This window comes from Halorubrum sp. SD612 (assembly GCF_002135005.1).
Genome location: NZ_NEWI01000012.1, coordinates 1 through 16,047, shown reverse-complemented (window position 1 = coordinate 16,047; position 16,047 = coordinate 1). Strand labels below are relative to the sequence as shown.

The window sequence follows — 16,047 nt, the reverse complement described above, 5'->3', positions numbered from 1 at the left end:
CGGCACCGCCGCGAGTTCCGGTACCTTTTGGCCCGCGAGCGCGTATTCCTCATACCGATGAGCTCCGGACGGTCCCCCGACGACGAGTTCTTCGCCGCCTTCGTCGCGGAGTGTTCGGACCCGGTGGTCTCACTCGACCGCGAGGGGACCGTCGTCTACGTCAACCCCGCGACCGAAGCGGCGTTCGGCTACGCGCCCGACGAGCTACTTGGGCGCGACCTCGCCTCCGTCGTCGTGTCGGACGTGGGCGATGCGGGTAGCAGGTCGGTTCGCGACCGGCTCGCTCGGGCCGAGGGGCTCGACGAGAGCGGGAGCGTCTCGGTGCCGATCCGGCACGCCGACGGTCACACGGTGACGTTCTCCGCCCGCTTTCACGAACACGGCCCGGGTCGAGAGGGCCGCGACGGCGACGGAGACGACGACGGCAGCGGGGGCGGCGACGGCGAGCCGAGTCCGGACGACTGCGACGCGGTGTACACTGGGATCTTCCGCGACGGCGTCGAGGAGATCGGCGGGCAGCGGGCGGAGACGTTCCGCAACCTCGTCGAACACGCCGGGCACGCGATCTACGTCACCGACACCGACGGGACGATCGAGTACGTCAACCCGGCGTTCACGGACAACACCGGCTACGAGACCGCGGAGGCTCTAGGGGAGACGCCGGCGATACTCAACTCCGGCGAGATGTCCGACGAGTACTACGACGCGCTGTGGTCGACGCTCTTGGCCGGGGACGTGTGGGAAGAGGAGATCGTCGACCGGCGGCGCGACGGCACGCCGTACCACGCCCACCAGACCATCGCGCCGGTCGTCGACGACGACGGCGAGATCACGCGGTTCGTCGCCATTCAGACGGACATCACGGAACGGAAGGCCGCAACGGGGCGGCTGAAGCAGTACCGGGACATCGTCGAGCAGCTCGACGACCCCGTCCTCCTCCAGAACCGCGACGGCGAGTTCGAGCTGCTCAACGAGGCGGTGAGCGAGTTCGCTGGGATACCCCGCGAGGAGCTGTACGGCGGCGACGAGTTCGCGTTCATGGACCCGGAGGCGGCCGCCGAGGTCGACGCGCGGCGGCGGGAGGTGCTCGAAACCGAGGCGATGACCGAGTACGAGATATCGCCGACGTTCCCCGAGAGCGACCGGGCGGCGACGTTCAGCACGCAGCGGTACCCCTACTACGACGCCGACGGCGATCTGGCCGGCACGTTCGCCATCTGTCGGGACGTCACCGAGCGCAAGGAGCGCGAACGCGACTTGGAGCGGTACGAGCGCGCGATCAACGGCGCGACCGACCTCATCGCCGCGGTCGACCGCGAGGGTCGACTCCTGTTCGCGAACCCCCAGTACCGCGAGTATCACGACCTCGGCGACGGCGACGTGACGGACGTGACGCTCGCTGACATCGTCCCCGACGACGACTACCGGCGGGTCGAGCGTGAGGTGGAGAGCGCGCTCCGGGGGGAGTCGGTGGAGTACCGGACGACCCGGACGCACCCGACCCGCGGGACGCGGACGATGGACGTGCGGTACTACCCCCTCGACAGCCCCGAGAGCGAGGAGCCCGCCGGGGTCGTCGGCGTGCTTCGGGACGTGACCGACAGCGAGAACCGCGCGCGACAGCTCAGGGTCGTCGACAGAGTCCTCCAGCACAACCTCCGGAACGCGCTGACGGTCGTCCGGGGACGGGCGAAGCAGATCGCGGCGGGGGCCGTCGACCCCGCCGACGCGGCCGAGTACATCGTGTCGCGGGCCGACGACCTGCTGGAGACGAGCGAGAAGTCCCACCACATCACCGAGGTGCTGAGCGACGCGCCGGAGACCGAACCCGTCGACATCGGGCGCGTCGCCCGACAGGTGGCCGCGGAGCGGGACGAGGAGTTCCCGAACGCGACGGTCGGCGTCTCGGTGCCCGACGACGGGCACGCGACGGCGTCCGCGACGACGTGGATCTCGCGGGCGATCGACGAACTGGTCCGAAACGCGGTCGAACATCACGACCGCGACCGGCCGACCGTCGCGGTGTCGGTCGAGGCCCGGCCCGACGCGGTCGAGGTCCGCGTCGAGGACGACGGGCCGGGGTTGACCGGGATGGACCGAGACGTCCTCGTCGACGGCACGGCGGTCGACGCGCTGTACCACGGCAGCGGCCTCGGGCTGTGGCTCGTCTACTGGGTCGTTCGGCAGTCGGGCGGCTCGGCCGCCGTCGCGAGCGCGGAGCCCCGCGGTACGGCGATCACGCTCACGCTCCCCCGAGCGGACGACTGAGCCGCCGACAGTCGAACCGCTGCCAACGGCGGTGGAACGTCGCGCCCGCGACGCGGGGCGAACGGCGTCGGTCGAGTCAGCGACCGCCGCGAAACGTTTATGATTAACCATGTCATACGGTACCACATGTCACTTAGAGACACCGGACGGCGGCTACGGCTGCGTCGCACCGGTCGCGTTCCGGCCGACGCGCGGGTCCGGCACTACGACGAACTGGACGACGACGAACAGGAGATCGTGCGGGAGCTAGCCGACGAGCCGCAGACGGCGCCGGAGACCGGCGACCTCGACGACGGCGACGTGGTGAAGTTCACCGATTACTATCGGGTGCGAGCGCGGTGAGACCCCCGCGGCCGCCGAGAGGACCGCGACCGGTCGGTGAGCGGCGGAGGGGGTGGCTGCGCGGAAGCGAAGTTGTTTTCGCCGGGCGGGGGTAACCTGGCGCATGGACAGCGGCGGATCCACAGACATGACGCTGGCGTTCGAGCTGAAGGCGCTGAAAGCGCTCGCGGACCCCAACGCGGTGTTCAACAACGCCCGACAGTGGACGGAGTACGTCGGCGTCGTCAGCGAGAAGCCGACCTACGTCGTCACGAACTTCACGCGGAAACACCGCGTGCGACAGGACTTCTTCTCCGGGCCGCGCGGCGTCGAGGAGAGCTTAGAGAACATCAGCGGCCAGTTCGACACGGACCGCCACGTCTTCGTCGGGATCGACGACGAGGACGAGGCGGTCGCCGAGGCGACCGACTGGGAGTTCCTTCACGTCGAGGACGCCGCCGAGGCCGCGGAGTGGACGCTCGCGACCGAGGACGAGACCGACGAGGCGCCGGAAGAGCAGGCCCGAGACGACTGGCCCTGAGCGGCGACGGGTCTCCGAGCGGACTCCGGCCCTCCGGCGGTCGCCCGGAACGGCCATGCGCGGCTCGCCGACCGGGAGATGTTTTCACGCGGGCGCCGAACGTCGGTCCATGAGCGACCACGACGACCACGGCCACAGCCACGACGACCGAGAGGATCACGGTCACGGTCATGACCACGACCACGGCCGCGACCACCATCACCACCACGACGCCGAGTCGGTCGCGGTCGCGGTCGTCACCGTGTCCTCCTCGCGGTCAGCGGACGAGGACCCGGCGGGCGACTACGTCGCGGCCGCGTTCGAGGAGGCGGGCCACGAGGTGGCTGTCCGCGAGCTGATCCCCGACGACTACGACAGCGTCCAAGGCACCGTCGACCGCCTCGCCCGCCGGAAGGACACCGACGCGGTGGTGACCACCGGCGGGACGGGCGTCACGCCGGACGACGTCACGCCGGAGGCCGTGCGAGGGCTGTTCGCGAAGCGGCTCCCCGGGTTCGGCGAGCTGTTCCGCCGGCTCTCTCACGAGGCGGTCGGCACGCGGACGATCGGGTCGCGCGCGACCGCCGGGGTCGTTTCCGCCACGCCGGTGTTCTGTCTGCCGGGCTCGGAGAACGCGGTTCAGCTCGGCGTCGACGAGATCATACTCGCCGAGGTCGGCCACCTCGTCGGCCTCGCCGGGCGGGGCCTCGACGAGGAAGGTGACGAGAAAGACGCCGACGGGCAAGCCGACGGCGACGAAGATTCGCCGAGCGACGGGGCCTGACGCCCGGACCCTCAGACCGAAGTGAGGAAGTTCCGGACGAGGTCGTGGCCCGACCCGGTCAACACGCTCTCCGGGTGGAACTGGACCGCCTCGATCGGGTGTTCGCGGTGACGGATCCCCATCACGATCGACTCGCCGTCGTGGTCCGTGGTGGCCGTCACCGCGAACGCGTCGGTGACCTCGGTCGCCGCGAGCGAGTGGTAGCGGCCGCCCCGGAACCCCTGGTCGAGCCCGCGGAACACGCCCTCGCCGTCGTGGTCGACGGGGAACGCCTTGCCGTGAACCGGCTCCGGCGCGTGCCCGACGGTCCCGCCGTACTCGTACACGGCGGCCTCCAGACCGAGGCACACGCCCAGCGTCGGCACCGTCGGCGAGAGGTCGCGCAACACCGGCATCGTCACGCCCACGTCGCGGTCGTTCTTCGGGTGGCCCGGCCCGGGACTGATGATCACCGCGTCCGGATCCGCGGCCTCGACCTCGGCGAGCGACGCGGTATTCTTGAACACCTCGACGCCGACCGGCTCGCCGTCGATCGTCTGGTCGGAGACGTACTCGACGAGGTTGTAGGTGAACGAGTCGAAGTTGTCGACGACGACGACCTTCATCGCTCCGCCTCCGAGCCGGTGGCGATCGGGTCGGCGTCGCCGGGCTCCCGGTCGGCGTTGCCGCCCTCGTCGGCTGCGTCCTCGCGGATCCGGTCGATCGCGGTCAACACGCCGTCCATTTTCTGTTCTGTCTCCTCGTACTCCGCGGCCGGGTCGGAGTCGGCGACGAGCCCCGCGCCCGCGCGGACGCCCACGACCGACTCGTCGCCCGACTCGTCGAGCGTCGCGGTCCGGATCACGATCGCGAAGTCGGCGTCGCCGGTCCACGAGTAGTAGCCGACGCCGCCGCCGTACGCCTCCCGCGGCGTCGTCTCTAAGTCGTCGATGATCTCCATCGCGCGCACCTTCGGCGCGCCGGTGAGCGTCCCCGCGGGGAACGTCGCGCGCGTCGCGTCGAAGGCGTCCGCGTCGGCCGCGAGCGTCCCGGTCACGGTCGACTCGATGTGTTGGACGTGACTGTACTTCAGCACGTTCATGAACTCCTCGACCCGGACGGAGCCGGGCTCCGAGACGCGCCGCACGTCGTTGCGCGCGAGGTCGACGAGCATCGTGTGCTCGGCGCGCTCCTTCCCGTCGGCGAGCATCTCGCCCGCGAGCCGGCGGTCCTCGACCGGGCTGGTCCCGCGCGGACAGGTCCCCGCGATCGGGTTCGAGACGACGCGGTCGCCCTGGACGGAGACGAGCGTCTCGGGGCTCGCGCCGACGACGCTCCGGTCGTCGTGGCGCAGCACGTACATGTACGGCGAGGGGTTCACGTCGCGCAGCGCCGCGTACAGGCCGAGCGAGTCCACCTCGCCGCGGAGCTCGCGGCTGCGCGAGATCACGCCCTGGTAGATGTCGCCGTCGAGGACGTGTCGCTTGGCCGTGCGGACGGCCTCCTCGTACTCCCCGCGCGGGTCCGCGGACTCCTCGCGGACGCGCACGCCGTCGGGGTCTGGCGGGGCGGCCTCTCGCAGTTCGGCGGCGACGCGCTCGGCCTCCGCGAGGAGGTCGTCGTACACCGCGGCCGGGTCGTCGTCGACGCCGATCACCGGGGTGAACACGAGTTCGGCGCCGCCCTCCCGCTCGTCGAAGACGACGGTCCGGGTCGTGAGGGCGAACTCCGCGTCCGGGAACTCGGTCTCGGGGCGGTCGACACCGACCTCCTCTAACCAGAGGTCGTAGACCGCCTCGTACGCGAGGAAGCCGACGAACCCGCCCGAGAGGATCTGGCGGTCGGTGTCGGGGAAGCCGCGCAGGGCCACGTCGGGGAACGCGGCGCGGACGCGGTCGACCGCGTCGCCTTCGTCCGGGCCGAGGCCGGGCGCGGTCGTCGCGGCCCCCGCGTCGCCGTCGAGCCCGTCGCCGAGGAACTCGGCCGCCGGGCCGAGCTCGGTCACCTCCGTGCGATCCGGGTGGACGGAGACGACCGCCTCCGGGTCGTAGCCGACGAACGAGTAGCGGGCGTGCCGGTCCGCCTTCCCGCCGTTCGTGAACGCGCCGTCAGGGTCGCTGGAGGCGACCTTCTCGCCGGACTCCAGGAGGAACCCGTACGGCCCCTCGCCGACGAGGGTCGCGTACGCGCCGAGCGGGGTCACGTCGGCGTCGAGCGACGCGGACGCGCGGACGACGACCGGCTTCTCGGCATCGGCGGCCAGATCGACGAACTCGGCCTTCGAGCGGTCGAGCGAGGGGGCCGCGTCGCTCATGCCAGCTCCATCTCCCGGCCCGCGTTGGCGACGAAGCGGGCCACCGCGTTGTGGTCCTTCCGGCCGCCCTCGATCTCGACGCCCGACGCCACGTCGACCGCGAACGGGTCGGCGACGCGGACCGCCTCGGCGACGGTGTCTGCCGTGAGCCCGCCAGCGAGCACGACGGGCGTGGTGAGTCGCTCGGCGAGCTCGCCGGTCGCGCGCCAGTCGTGCGTCTCGCCGGTGCCGCCCGCGCCCGAGTCGTCCGTGGAGTCGACGACGAAGGCGTCGACCGCGCCGTCGAACTCCTCGGCGCGGGCCGGGTCGTCGGCGTCGACCGTGAGCAGCACCTTGCGCTCCGTCTCCGCCCGGATGTAGCGGAGCTCGTCGACGGTCCACTCGCCGTGGAGCTGGATCGCGTCGGGCGCGGTCGTGCGGGCGAGCTCGACCGCGCGCTCGGCGGACTCGGGCATCGTCACGAGCGTCGCGGTGACGAACGCGGGCACGTCCGCGAGCAGCTCCGCCGCCTCGGCGGGGTCGACCTCGCGCGGCGAGTCGACCGGCACCTCCGTGATCACGCCCACCGCGTCGGCCCCCGCGTCGACCGCGGCGCGGAGGTCGGCCTCGCGCGTGATCCCGCAGATCTTCACCCGCGCCATCAGTCGTCGTCCTCCGCGGTCGTCGCGCCGTCCGCCGCTCCGCTCGTCCCCGCGTCAGCCGGGGGCGCCTCGTCGCCGTCGCAGAGGGCCGCGAACTTCTCGGCGGCCGCGCCGGAGTCGATCGCCTCCGCGGCGCGCTCGACGCCCGCGGCGAGGGTCTCGGCCTCGCCAGCGACGTAGACGGCTGCGCCCGCGTTCGCGAGGATCAGGTCGCGCTTCGGACCGGTGACCGAGCCGTCGACGATCCCGCGCAGGTCCGCGGCGTTCTCCGCGGGCGTCCCGCCGGCGACCGCCTCGATCGGGGCGCGGTCGAGCCCGAGGTCGGCGGGCTCGATCGTGAACTCCGTCACGTCCTCGCCGTCGACCTCGGCCGCGACCGTCTCGGAATGGATTCCGATCTCATCCATGCCCGCGCCGTGGACGACGAGCGCGCGCTCGACGGGCATGTGCGCCAGCGACCGCGCGATGACGGGGACGAGGTCGGGGTCGTACACGCCGAGCACCTGCGCGTCGGCGCCGGCGGGATTGGTGAGCGGGCCGAGGACGTTGAAGATCGTCCGCATCCCCAGTTCCTTGCGCGGACCGATGACGGCCTTCATCGCCGGGTGGAAGACGGGCGCGAGCATGAAGCCGATCCCGTCGTCCTCGATCGCCGCCTCGACGGCTGGCGGCTCCGCCTCGACGTCGGCCCCCGCGACCTCCAGCACGTCCGCGCTGCCCGAGGAGGAGGAGACCGAGTAGTTGCCGTGCTTGGCGATCGGGACGCCCGCGCCCGCGGCGACGACGGCGGCGGTCGTCGACACGTTGATCGTGTCGTGGTCGTCGCCGCCGGTGCCGCAGGTGTCGACGAGCGGCTCGCGGTCGGGCTCGATCGTGCGCGCCGCGTCGCGCATCCCCTGCGCGAACCCGGCGATCTCGGCCTCGGTCTCGCCCTTCGCCCGGAGCGCGGCGAGCAGCGCCCCGATCTGGGCCTCCGTCGCCTCCTCGAAGACGAGCCGCGCGGCCTCGCGCGCCTCCTCTACGGTCAGATCCTCCCCGTCCGTCACGCGCTCGACCGTGTCGTTGAGATTCATTGTGTCCACCGATGTAGTATTCCGCGTTATGATGTACAAGTATGTACACTGTTTTAACGCTGTCGCCGAGACGTGAGACGGTAACACGCAGTCAACGGGGCCGAGAACGGCGAAAACGGGCCTTTGTCGTAGCAACGACGGCGGTCGGCGCCTACTCCGCGTCGAGGGCGGTCGACCCGTCGGCCTCGACGACGACGACGGGGACCTCGGCGTCGCCGACGACCGTGTCGGTCGTGGAGCCGAACACGAACCGGCCGACGGTACCCGTCGTCGGCGCGCCCACGACGACCAGGTCGTAGTACGCGGACTGCTCGACGACCGCGCCCGCCGCGGTCCGGTCCTCGACGAGCCACCGGTCGGCGCGGTCGAACCCGGTGAGCCGGTCCTCGGCCGCGTCGAGGAGTCGTTCCCCCGCCGCGGCGTAGTCGGGGTCGGCCGCGCCGGCGGGGGCGACGGTCCCGGAGGCGTCGTCGTCGGGTGCCGCGTCGGCGAGCGCCGCGTCGGAGGGCACGACGTGGAACAGTTCGAGCCACGCGTCCGTGGCGTCCGCGATCTCCCGGGCGACGTCAACGGTGGCTCCGGAGTGCGGCCCGGGCCCGACGGCGACGAGGACCGAAGAGACCCGGTCGGGTCGCTCCGCGCGGTCGGCACCGTTCAGCGATACGTCGGCGGCGGTCGGAACCGCCCCCGCGTCGTCGACGGCGGGGCGGATCACGGGGTCGCCCACCGCGGGCGAGCCCGCGCGACCGGCGTCGCCGGCCGCGGTCGAACCGTTCGACTCGCCGCCGGGGGCGCCGTTTCGGGTGCCACCCTCTCGGGCGTTTCCGCCGTCGGCGTCGCTCCCGTTCATATTCGAACGTCTGACGCTCGTCAGATAAATCCCGTTGATTCCGCGTCCGCGGCCGGCTCGGTACGGTGCGTCAGGGCCCCCGACCGGAGCGGGCGGCGCCGGATCGGATCGACCGGACCGGACGAGATGCGACGGCATCGGCCGGGCCTCGGAGCGCGCTACTCCCGGAAGAACTCGTCGCGCTCGAACGGCTCGTCTTCGCCCTCCACCGCGAGGACGTCGAGCGCGGTCACCTCGGCGCCGACGCCGAGCAGGCCCGCGAGGCTCGGCTCGGTCCGGCCCTCGTCGCCGGAGATCAGCTCCTTGATGTAGAGGCCCCCCTCGCCGCGGATCTCGACGGTCGCGTGACGCGCGTCGTCGAGGTCGGCCGTCGCTTCGTACACGTCGCGCTCGCGCGTGATGCTCGCGCGGCGGTGGTCGACCCGGTTCGGCGTGTACTGCTCGACGGTCGCCCCCTCCAGCGTGGCGACCGCGTCCGCGAGGGCGTCGGCGTCCACGTCGGCGTCGAACGTCACCGCGGCGCGGTACCGCTTCGCGGCGTCGTGTTCCTTGACGCGCTCGACCATCTCGTAGGTCGCGAGGCGGAGCCCCTCCACCTCGACCGCGCCGTCGGCGAAGGCGTTGATGTCCGACTGGAGGCGGTCGGTGTCGACCCGGCGACGGCGCGGCTCCTCCACTTCGACCACGAACGGGCGGCCGGTGCCGAGCATGAGCGCGTCGACGTCCTCGCGGCCCGCGCCGTGGAACGTCGCCTCCGTCCCGTCCATCACGTCCTCGACGACCGGCGCGGTGTACTCCTCGACGCTGTCGTCGTACAGGTAGCCGGAGCCGCCGCAGTGGTCGCAGGGGTCGGCCCCTTGCCGCCCGGAGCCCTTACACTCGCGACAGGGCCACTCGGTCTGGGGGATGTCCCGCTCCAGTTTCCTGTAGCGGCCGTAGACGAACGTGGAGTTCACCTTCGCGTCGATCTCGTCTTCGGCCAAGTCGATCGTGAACTGGACGTCGGGGCGGTCGAAGGAGACCTCGACGCCCGTGAGCCGCCCGAACCGCTTGCCGACCTCGCGGTTGAACTCCGACTTGAACGGCTCGCCCGCGTCCTCGTCGAGGCCGGCGTCGGCGCGGAGCAGCGCCTCGTTCTCCTCGATCAGCGGTGGCGGGCGCGTGCCGACGTTGTAGGTGGCGAACTCGACGCCCTCGACCGCCTCGGCGGCGCGGTCGGCCCAGTCGTCGAACGCGGCGCAGCGACCCTCGCACACCCAGCAGTCCGCGGTGTCGACCGCTTCGTGGTCCTCGTCGTCGCGCAACGCCAGCGACACGCGGAGCGCCGAGCCCCGGTCGGCGTTCGACAACCCGAAGCTCCGGTCGGCGACGAGCCGGCCGAGGCAGGCGTCGCACACCGGCCCGGTCTCTGTCGCGCGGGCCGCGACGTCGAGTACGTCCATACGCTCACCAGCGCGCCGCGTGGTAACTGTCTTACTACTCGGCGGGGCGGGCGGCGTGCCGATCCGTCGCGGCGGGGCGCACAGTCGGATCGTTCAATGTCGCCCGGACGGAGGGATTCGTATGGGAACGCCACTCGATCCGCGTGAGGAGCAGGTCGCCGAGGTCCTCGACCGGCTGTACGAGGAGTACCCTGACTCGACAATCTCGCTCAACTACTCGAATCGGCTGGAGCTGCTCATCGCGGTGATCCTCTCCGCGCAGTGTACGGACGAGCGCGTGAACAAGGTGTGCGCAGACCTGTTCGAGACGTACGAGACGCCCGAGGAGTACGCGAACGCGCCCCAAGAGGAGATGGCCGAGGCGATCAACTCGATCACCTACTACAACAACAAGGCGAAGTACATCCGCTCCGCGTGCGCGGACATCGCGGAGGAGCACGACGGCGAAGTGCCGGACACGATGTCCGAGCTGACGGACCTCGCGGGCGTGGGTCGCAAGACCGCGAACGTCGTCCTCCAGCACGGCCACGACGTGGTCGAGGGGATCGTCGTCGACACCCACGTCCAGCGTCTCACGCGGCGGCTGGGGGTCACCGAGGAGGAACGGCCAGAGGCGATCGAACAGGACCTGCTGGACGTCGTCCCCGAGAGCGACTGGCAGCAGTTCACTCACCTCATGATCGACCACGGGCGCGCGACCTGTACCGCGATCAACCCCGACTGCGCCGACTGCGTGCTCGCCGACATCTGTCCCTCAGAGAAGGGGGACGCCGAGGTCGACCTCGCCAGCGGCGAGGCGTGGTGAGCCCGGAGAAGCGGTCCGATCCGATGAAGTTCGGGGATTGTATTTAAAGACCCGACAGATAGGGGGCCAGGTCGAATTCGTCTCGGCGAAGGGGAACCCGCTTTCCGGTTTATATACTCGTCCGGCGTATTCGCAAGTGAGGAGAGACACAATGTCCACGAAGACCACAAACGAGTTCGGCGGCGAGTTCGGCGGAATCACGTTACTGGGGAAGGCGCACTCGCTGTCGGCGCTGTTCATCGTCCTGCTGCGGGCGACCATCGGCGGGATGATCCTGTTCGCGGGCCTCGGAAAGGTCTCGGAGTGGCCGTTCGACGCCAGCGGCTACCTCGTCCACGCGCCCGACGCGGCGAGCCCGGTCAGCGGCCTGTACGCCGCGATGGGGTCGACGCCGTGGTTCGTCGAGTTCGCGAACGTGTTCGTGCCCGCGACGCAGCTGCTGATCGGCACGGCGCTGATCCTCGGCGCGTTCGTCCGCCTGGCCGCGCTGGGCGGGGCGATACAGATGACGCTGTTCTACCTCGGCGGGTGGAGCGGCGACTTCCTCGCCCTGTTCGACTCGACGCTAGTGTACGCGATGGTGTTCCTCACCGTGGCCGCGTTCGGCGCGGGCCGCGTCCTCGGCCTCGACGCCTACATCGAGCAGATTCAGGTCGGCGGGCAGGCGCTCGTCGAGAAGGTCCCGGCGCTCCGGTACGTCCTCGGCTGAACGGGACGCGGGACCGAGCGTCGCAGCCCCCGGCGCGCGAACGCGCGCCGCCGACTCGTTTTCGACGCGCGGAGTGCGGTTCGGCCGATTCTATCTTCCCACTCGATTCACCTGCCCGAGCGCTCGTCGGAGAGCGACGGCGCCGCGCCTTCCGCCTTCCAATCCTTATAAGAGCGAGCGACCGGTACGGAGCGGTAATGGAACTCGGTTCGCGGGACGCGTTCTCCCGGATGGGGACGCTCGGCATCGAGGAGGAGTTCTACATCGTCGATGCCGAGGGCCGCCCGACGTCCGGGACCGACGACCTCGTGTACGGTCGCGACCCGCCCGCGGCGGTGCCGGAGGGGTTCGACCACGAGCTGTTCGAGTGTACGATAGAGGCCCAGACCGAAACGATCGAGGAGGGTGACGACCCCGCCGAGGCGCTCGCGACGGTCCGCGAGGCGCTCGTCGACCACGCCGCCGCCGACGGCTACCGGATCGCGGCCGCGGGGCTCCACCCGACGGCGAAGTGGCGCGAGCTCGACCACGTCCAGAAGCCGCGGTATCAGGCGCAGCTGGACCGCATCCAGTACCCCCAGCACCGCAACGTGACCGCGGGGCTCCACGTCCACGTCGGCGTCGACGACGCGGACAAGGCGGTCTGGGTCGCGAACCGGCTACGGTGGCACTGCCCGGTGCTGCTCGCGCTGTCGGCCAACTCCCCGTTCTGGAACGGGTTCGACACCGGGCTCGCCTCGGCCCGCGCCAAGGTGTTCGAGAACCTCCCGAACACCGGGATCCCCTCCGCCTTCGAGGACTTCGACGCCTTCCAGCGGTACGAGCGCCGGATGGTCGAGACGGAGTCCATCGCGGACCGCGGCGAGCTGTGGTTCGACGTGCGCCCCCACACCGGGCACGGGACCGTGGAGGTCCGTGCGCCCGATGTACAACGCGACCCGGCGATCACCCTCGCGCTCGCGGAGTACGTCCGTGCGCTGGTCGTCGACTACGCCGAGCGGTACGAGGACGGTGAGCCGCCCCGCTCCCTGCGCCGCGAACTCCTCGACGAGAACAAGTGGCGCGCGATCCGTCACGGCCACGACGCCGCGTTCGTCGACCGTGACGGCGAGGAAACGACCGCGCTCGGCGAGGTCGTCGACGCCGAGTGCGACCGGCTCGGGATTTCGGGGATCCGCGAGGTGTACGAGGCGGAGAGCGGCGCCGCGCGCCAGCGCCGGATCCACGAGGAGTCGGGCGTGGACGCGCTGTGTTCGGACCTCCTCGTGAGACCCTGACGACGCTCAGGACGATCGGCGTCGAAGCGTTTCGTCGGAACGAAAGCGACGAGAAACCCTTTTGCCCGCGTGGCCCCCTGTTTCGGATATGACCACGGACGACACAGCCGCCGAGCCGGTCGACGACCCGGAGGAGTCGCCGACGGACCGGACGCGGGAGGAGCTTCGGAAGACGAAAGAGCGGCTCAGCGAGGGCGCCGACCAGGCGGTGAAGGGGTTCGACGACAACGTCGTCGACCTGCTCGCGTGGCTGCTCGACACCGAGACTCGGGCGCGCATCTACGTCTACCTGCGCGATAACCCCCACAGCACGAGCGACGAGGTCGCGGACGGGACCGGCCTCTACCCCAGCACCGTCCGCGAGGCGCTCGCCGAACTCCACGACGAGGGGACCGTCGAGCGCGGCAAGCGGAAGGCGGAGGGGGCGGGTAACAACCCCTACGAGTACGAGGCCATCGCGCCGAGCGAGCTGGTCCGCGGCGTCGTCGGCGACGTTCAGGCGGAGCTGAACGCCGTCTTCAATCTCGACCGGCGGCTCGGCGGCGAGTCGCCCGACGGCGACACCGAACCCGTCCAGATATCCGTCGACGCCGAGGGCGACGGCGGGGACGAGGGCGGCGACGCCAGCGTGGGCGAAGCCGACGACGGCGCGGAGGGCGACGGAACGGACGACGAGACGGAGAACTGAGCCGGTCGACGACTCGGCCCCGCCGCCCGACTTCACCGGGCCGGGACGCGGTTCGGGACGTTTTAAGTTTGACCCGCGCAACGGAGAGGCATGAACGTCGCGCTGGGAGGTACGTTCGACCCCGTTCACGACGGCCACCGCAAGCTGTTCGAGCGGGCGTTCGAGCTGGGTGACGTCACCGTCGGTCTCACCTCCGACGAGCTGGCGCCGGAGACCCGCCACGTCGACCGGTACGTCCGCCCGTTCGACCGGCGCGAGCGCGACCTCGAAGCGGAGTTGGCGCCGCTGGCCGAGTCGCACGGGCGCGACTACGAGGTCCGTGAGCTGACGGAGCCGACCGGCATCGCGGTCGAGCCGGAGTTCGACGCGCTGATCGTCTCCCCGGAGACGAAGGCGGGCGGCGAGCGGATCAACGAGATCCGTCGCGAGCGCGGGCGCGATCCCCTCGACTTGGTCGTCGTCGACCACGTCGCGGCCGAGGACGGCGAGCGCATCTCCTCGACGCGGATCGTCGCGGGCGAGATAGACGAACACGGCAACCTCACCCCGGACCGCGAGGGGCGGGGGGCGACGCGGCCGGAATGACTGACGCGAACGCGACCGAGGGCGACGCGGGCGGGGCCGATGGTGCCGCTTCCGGTCGCGCGGCGCTCCGGCGGATCGCGCTCGGCGAGACGGGCTTCGAGCGAGCGACGGTGTGGAGCGCGGTCGGGCTCGCGCTGTCGTACGTCGTCTTCGACGCGACGGCGGCGGTCGGCGTCGGCGCCCCGGCGACCACCGGCGTCCTCGCCGCGGTGGCGGCGGTCGGCGCGGTCGCGTTCGCCGCGACCGGAGGCGGCGCCCTCCCGACGGCCCTCCTCGCGTACGGGCCCTTCGCAGGGACCCTGCTGCGAGGGCTCGGACCGACGCCGTACGCGGTCCCGGGCGGCCTCGGCGGCCCGCCCCTCTCGGCGGTCACCGCGCCGCTCGCGCTCGCCGCCGCCGCTGCGGTCGCGGTCGGCTTCGCGGCGGCGGTGGTCGGGTTCCTCGTCGGTCGGATACGGGAGTGAGCGACTTCGTCCGGGCCGCACCGCTGTCGCCGCCGTTCAGTCCTCGATTTTTCCGTTCAACACCTTCGCGGCGACCAGTATCGGGTCCCACACCGGACTGAACGGCGGCGCGTACGCGAGGTCGAGGCGCTCTACCTCGGGAACGGTCATGTCCGCCTCGATCGCGGTCGCGAGCGTGTCGATCCGGATCGCCGCGCGGTCGGTGCCGACGACGCTCCCGCCGAGGAGTCGCCCCGTGTCGCGGTCGGCGACGAGGGTCACGTCGGTCTCGGCCGCACCGGGGTAGTAGCCGGAGCGCGACCCCGCGGTCACCGTCTCGCTGACCGGGTCGAACCCGGCCGCCTCGGCCGCCTCGGGGTCGAGGATCCCGACCCGGGCCCCCTCGGTGTCGAACGCCTTCACCGCCGCCGTGCCCGCGATGTCCCCGACCGGCGCGGGATCCCCCGCGACCGTCGCACCGATCGCGCGACCGGCGCGGTTCGCGGTGAGTCCGAGGGGCATCCAGTCGGGCTCGCCCGTCACCGCGTGGCGCGCGGTCGCGCAGTCGCCCGCCGCGTACACGTCCGGGAGGCTAGTCCGGCCGTGGTCGTCCACCCGGACCGCGCCGCCCGGTCCGAGGTCGACCCCGGTGCCGTCGAGCAGTTCGGTGTTCGGTCGGATCCCGACCCCGACGACGGCCATGTCGACCGGAACGCGGTCGCCGCCGACGTCGATCGCCTCGATCCGCTCGTCGCCGACGAGCGCCTCGACCGGGGCGTCGGTGCGAACGCTGACGCCCTCGGCCTCGAGCGCGGTTTCGACGCGGTTCCCGACCGCCTCGCCGAACGGCGAGAGGAGGTGCCCGGACCGGTGGAAGACGCGGACGTCGACCCCGCGCTCCGAGAGCGCCTCGGCGACCTCGACGCCGACGTACCCGCCGCCGACGACCGCGGCGGTCTCGGGGGCCGGTATCGCCGCGTTGCGCTCGACGCGGTCGCGGTCGACCGCGCTCACGTCGACGCGGTCCGAGTCGTAGTCGTCGGGGTCCGCGACGTACGCGTCGATGGCGGCCGCCGCGTCCATGTCGTGAAGCGTGAACGCGCCGTCGAGGCCGCGCACGTCGAAGGGGCCGGAGTCGGCGCGCGCGCCGGTGGCGACGAGGAGGTCGCCGTACGCCTGCTCGACTCGATCACCGTCGGCCGTCTCGACCGTGACGCGCTTCGCGTCGGGGTCGACGGCGACCACCTCCCGGCCGCGTCGGAGGTCGATCCCCCGCTCGTCGACCTCGCTCGGCGACAGCGACAGGAGGTCCGACATGCGGTCGACGTAGCGGGCGATTTTTTTTTTC

General features: G+C 71.5%; 17 protein-coding genes. 10 read left to right on the top strand and 7 right to left on the bottom strand.

Annotated features, from left to right (window positions below):
* The first annotated feature begins 57 nt into the window (after nucleotides 1–57).
* The 4 genes from B9G38_RS02600 to B9G38_RS02585 all read left to right on the top strand — a co-directional run bounded on the left by B9G38_RS02600 (nucleotide 58) and on the right by B9G38_RS02585 (nucleotide 3,893).
* Nucleotides 58–2,268: a PAS domain S-box protein gene (locus tag B9G38_RS02600; RefSeq protein WP_049929799.1), complete on the top strand. Its 2,211-nt coding sequence runs from the start codon at nucleotides 58–60 to the stop codon at nucleotides 2,266–2,268.
* 126 nt (nucleotides 2,269–2,394) lie between these two features.
* Nucleotides 2,395–2,610, top strand: coding sequence for a hypothetical protein (locus tag B9G38_RS02595; RefSeq protein WP_049929801.1), 216 nt, complete (start codon nucleotides 2,395–2,397; stop codon nucleotides 2,608–2,610).
* 103 nt (nucleotides 2,611–2,713) lie between these two features.
* Nucleotides 2,714–3,130, top strand: a complete 417-nt coding sequence (locus B9G38_RS02590) for a hypothetical protein (RefSeq protein ID WP_049929803.1) — start codon at nucleotides 2,714–2,716, stop codon at nucleotides 3,128–3,130.
* A 109-nt stretch (nucleotides 3,131–3,239) separates the two neighbouring features.
* On the top strand, nucleotides 3,240–3,893 hold the full coding sequence (locus tag B9G38_RS02585) for a molybdenum cofactor biosynthesis protein B (protein ID WP_049929805.1): 654 nt from the start codon (nucleotides 3,240–3,242) through the stop codon (nucleotides 3,891–3,893).
* A gap of 11 nt (nucleotides 3,894–3,904) precedes the next feature.
* On the opposite strand, the gene trpG is transcribed toward B9G38_RS02585, so the two are convergent.
* The 6 genes from trpG to B9G38_RS02555 all read right to left on the bottom strand — a co-directional run bounded on the left by trpG (nucleotide 3,905) and on the right by B9G38_RS02555 (nucleotide 10,192).
* Nucleotides 3,905–4,498, bottom strand: coding sequence for an anthranilate synthase component II (trpG, locus tag B9G38_RS02580; protein WP_086219379.1), 594 nt, complete (start codon nucleotides 4,496–4,498; stop codon nucleotides 3,905–3,907).
* On the bottom strand, nucleotides 4,495–6,186 hold the full coding sequence (trpE, locus tag B9G38_RS02575) for an anthranilate synthase component I (protein ID WP_086219378.1): 1,692 nt from the start codon (nucleotides 6,184–6,186) through the stop codon (nucleotides 4,495–4,497). Before trpE ends, trpG begins: the two co-directional genes overlap by 4 nt.
* A complete protein-coding gene (locus tag B9G38_RS02570; RefSeq protein WP_086219377.1) occupies nucleotides 6,183–6,827 on the bottom strand; it encodes a phosphoribosylanthranilate isomerase in 645 nt (214 codons plus the stop codon). Before B9G38_RS02570 ends, trpE begins: the two co-directional genes overlap by 4 nt.
* Nucleotides 6,827–7,900, bottom strand: a complete 1,074-nt coding sequence (gene trpD, locus B9G38_RS02565) for an anthranilate phosphoribosyltransferase (protein WP_049929811.1) — start codon at nucleotides 7,898–7,900, stop codon at nucleotides 6,827–6,829. The genes B9G38_RS02570 and trpD overlap by 1 nt, the downstream gene beginning before the upstream one ends.
* A 151-nt stretch (nucleotides 7,901–8,051) precedes the next feature.
* Nucleotides 8,052–8,750 (bottom strand): universal stress protein, encoded by a 699-nt coding sequence (locus tag B9G38_RS02560; protein WP_086219376.1) that lies wholly within the window; start codon nucleotides 8,748–8,750, stop codon nucleotides 8,052–8,054.
* Nucleotides 8,751–8,908: 158 nt separating this feature from the next.
* A complete protein-coding gene (locus B9G38_RS02555) occupies nucleotides 8,909–10,192 on the bottom strand; it encodes a tRNA pseudouridine(54/55) synthase Pus10 (RefSeq protein WP_086219375.1) in 1,284 nt (427 codons plus the stop codon).
* Between the two features lie 121 nt (nucleotides 10,193–10,313).
* On the opposite strand from B9G38_RS02555, the gene nth reads away from it, so the two are divergent.
* The 6 genes from nth to B9G38_RS02525 all read left to right on the top strand — a co-directional run bounded on the left by nth (nucleotide 10,314) and on the right by B9G38_RS02525 (nucleotide 14,720).
* On the top strand, nucleotides 10,314–10,997 hold the full coding sequence (gene nth, locus B9G38_RS02550; protein WP_049929815.1) for an endonuclease III: 684 nt from the start codon (nucleotides 10,314–10,316) through the stop codon (nucleotides 10,995–10,997).
* Between the two features lie 151 nt (nucleotides 10,998–11,148).
* Nucleotides 11,149–11,706: a DoxX family protein gene (locus tag B9G38_RS02545; protein WP_049929816.1), complete on the top strand. Its 558-nt coding sequence runs from the start codon at nucleotides 11,149–11,151 to the stop codon at nucleotides 11,704–11,706.
* 197 nt (nucleotides 11,707–11,903) lie between these two features.
* The gene (locus tag B9G38_RS02540; protein WP_086219374.1) at nucleotides 11,904–12,983 is read left to right on the top strand and encodes a glutamate--cysteine ligase; all 1,080 of its coding nucleotides are present in this window, start codon (nucleotides 11,904–11,906) and stop codon (nucleotides 12,981–12,983) included.
* Between the two features lie 88 nt (nucleotides 12,984–13,071).
* The gene (locus B9G38_RS02535; RefSeq protein WP_086219373.1) at nucleotides 13,072–13,671 is read left to right on the top strand and encodes a winged helix-turn-helix domain-containing protein; all 600 of its coding nucleotides are present in this window, start codon (nucleotides 13,072–13,074) and stop codon (nucleotides 13,669–13,671) included.
* Between the two features lie 90 nt (nucleotides 13,672–13,761).
* Entirely contained in the window at nucleotides 13,762–14,256 is a 495-nt protein-coding gene (locus B9G38_RS02530) for a phosphopantetheine adenylyltransferase (protein ID WP_049929820.1), read from the top strand.
* Nucleotides 14,253–14,720: a hypothetical protein gene (locus B9G38_RS02525; protein ID WP_086219372.1), complete on the top strand. Its 468-nt coding sequence runs from the start codon at nucleotides 14,253–14,255 to the stop codon at nucleotides 14,718–14,720. Before B9G38_RS02530 ends, B9G38_RS02525 begins: the two co-directional genes overlap by 4 nt.
* A 36-nt stretch (nucleotides 14,721–14,756) precedes the next feature.
* Here the strand turns inward: B9G38_RS02525 and B9G38_RS02520 are convergent.
* A partial coding sequence (locus B9G38_RS02520; RefSeq protein ID WP_143415346.1) for an FAD-dependent oxidoreductase occupies nucleotides 14,757–16,047 on the bottom strand: 1,291 nt, incomplete at its 5' end.

Bases quoted from the DNA above. Each gene is read 5' to 3' on its own strand.
- B9G38_RS02525 (WP_086219372.1), top strand. From the start codon at position 14,253: ATGACTGACGCGAACGCGACCGAGGGCGACGCGGGCGGGGCCGATGGT.
- trpD (WP_049929811.1), bottom strand. From the start codon at position 7,900: ATGAATCTCAACGACACGGTCGAGCGCGTGACGGACGGGGAGGATCTG.
- trpG (WP_086219379.1), bottom strand. From the start codon at position 4,498: ATGAAGGTCGTCGTCGTCGACAACTTCGACTCGTTCACCTACAACCTC.
- B9G38_RS02555 (WP_086219375.1), bottom strand. From the start codon at position 10,192: ATGGACGTACTCGACGTCGCGGCCCGCGCGACAGAGACCGGGCCGGTG.
- B9G38_RS02540 (WP_086219374.1), top strand. From the start codon at position 11,904: ATGGAACTCGGTTCGCGGGACGCGTTCTCCCGGATGGGGACGCTCGGC.
- B9G38_RS02545 (WP_049929816.1), top strand. From the start codon at position 11,149: ATGTCCACGAAGACCACAAACGAGTTCGGCGGCGAGTTCGGCGGAATC.
- trpE (WP_086219378.1), bottom strand. From the start codon at position 6,186: ATGAGCGACGCGGCCCCCTCGCTCGACCGCTCGAAGGCCGAGTTCGTC.
- B9G38_RS02585 (WP_049929805.1), top strand. From the start codon at position 3,240: ATGAGCGACCACGACGACCACGGCCACAGCCACGACGACCGAGAGGAT.
- B9G38_RS02530 (WP_049929820.1), top strand. From the start codon at position 13,762: ATGAACGTCGCGCTGGGAGGTACGTTCGACCCCGTTCACGACGGCCAC.
- B9G38_RS02570 (WP_086219377.1), bottom strand. From the start codon at position 6,827: ATGGCGCGGGTGAAGATCTGCGGGATCACGCGCGAGGCCGACCTCCGC.
- B9G38_RS02590 (WP_049929803.1), top strand. From the start codon at position 2,714: ATGGACAGCGGCGGATCCACAGACATGACGCTGGCGTTCGAGCTGAAG.
- B9G38_RS02600 (WP_049929799.1), top strand. From the start codon at position 58: ATGAGCTCCGGACGGTCCCCCGACGACGAGTTCTTCGCCGCCTTCGTC.
- nth (WP_049929815.1), top strand. From the start codon at position 10,314: ATGGGAACGCCACTCGATCCGCGTGAGGAGCAGGTCGCCGAGGTCCTC.
- B9G38_RS02595 (WP_049929801.1), top strand. From the start codon at position 2,395: ATGTCACTTAGAGACACCGGACGGCGGCTACGGCTGCGTCGCACCGGT.
- B9G38_RS02535 (WP_086219373.1), top strand. From the start codon at position 13,072: ATGACCACGGACGACACAGCCGCCGAGCCGGTCGACGACCCGGAGGAG.
- B9G38_RS02560 (WP_086219376.1), bottom strand. From the start codon at position 8,750: ATGAACGGGAGCGACGCCGACGGCGGAAACGCCCGAGAGGGTGGCACC.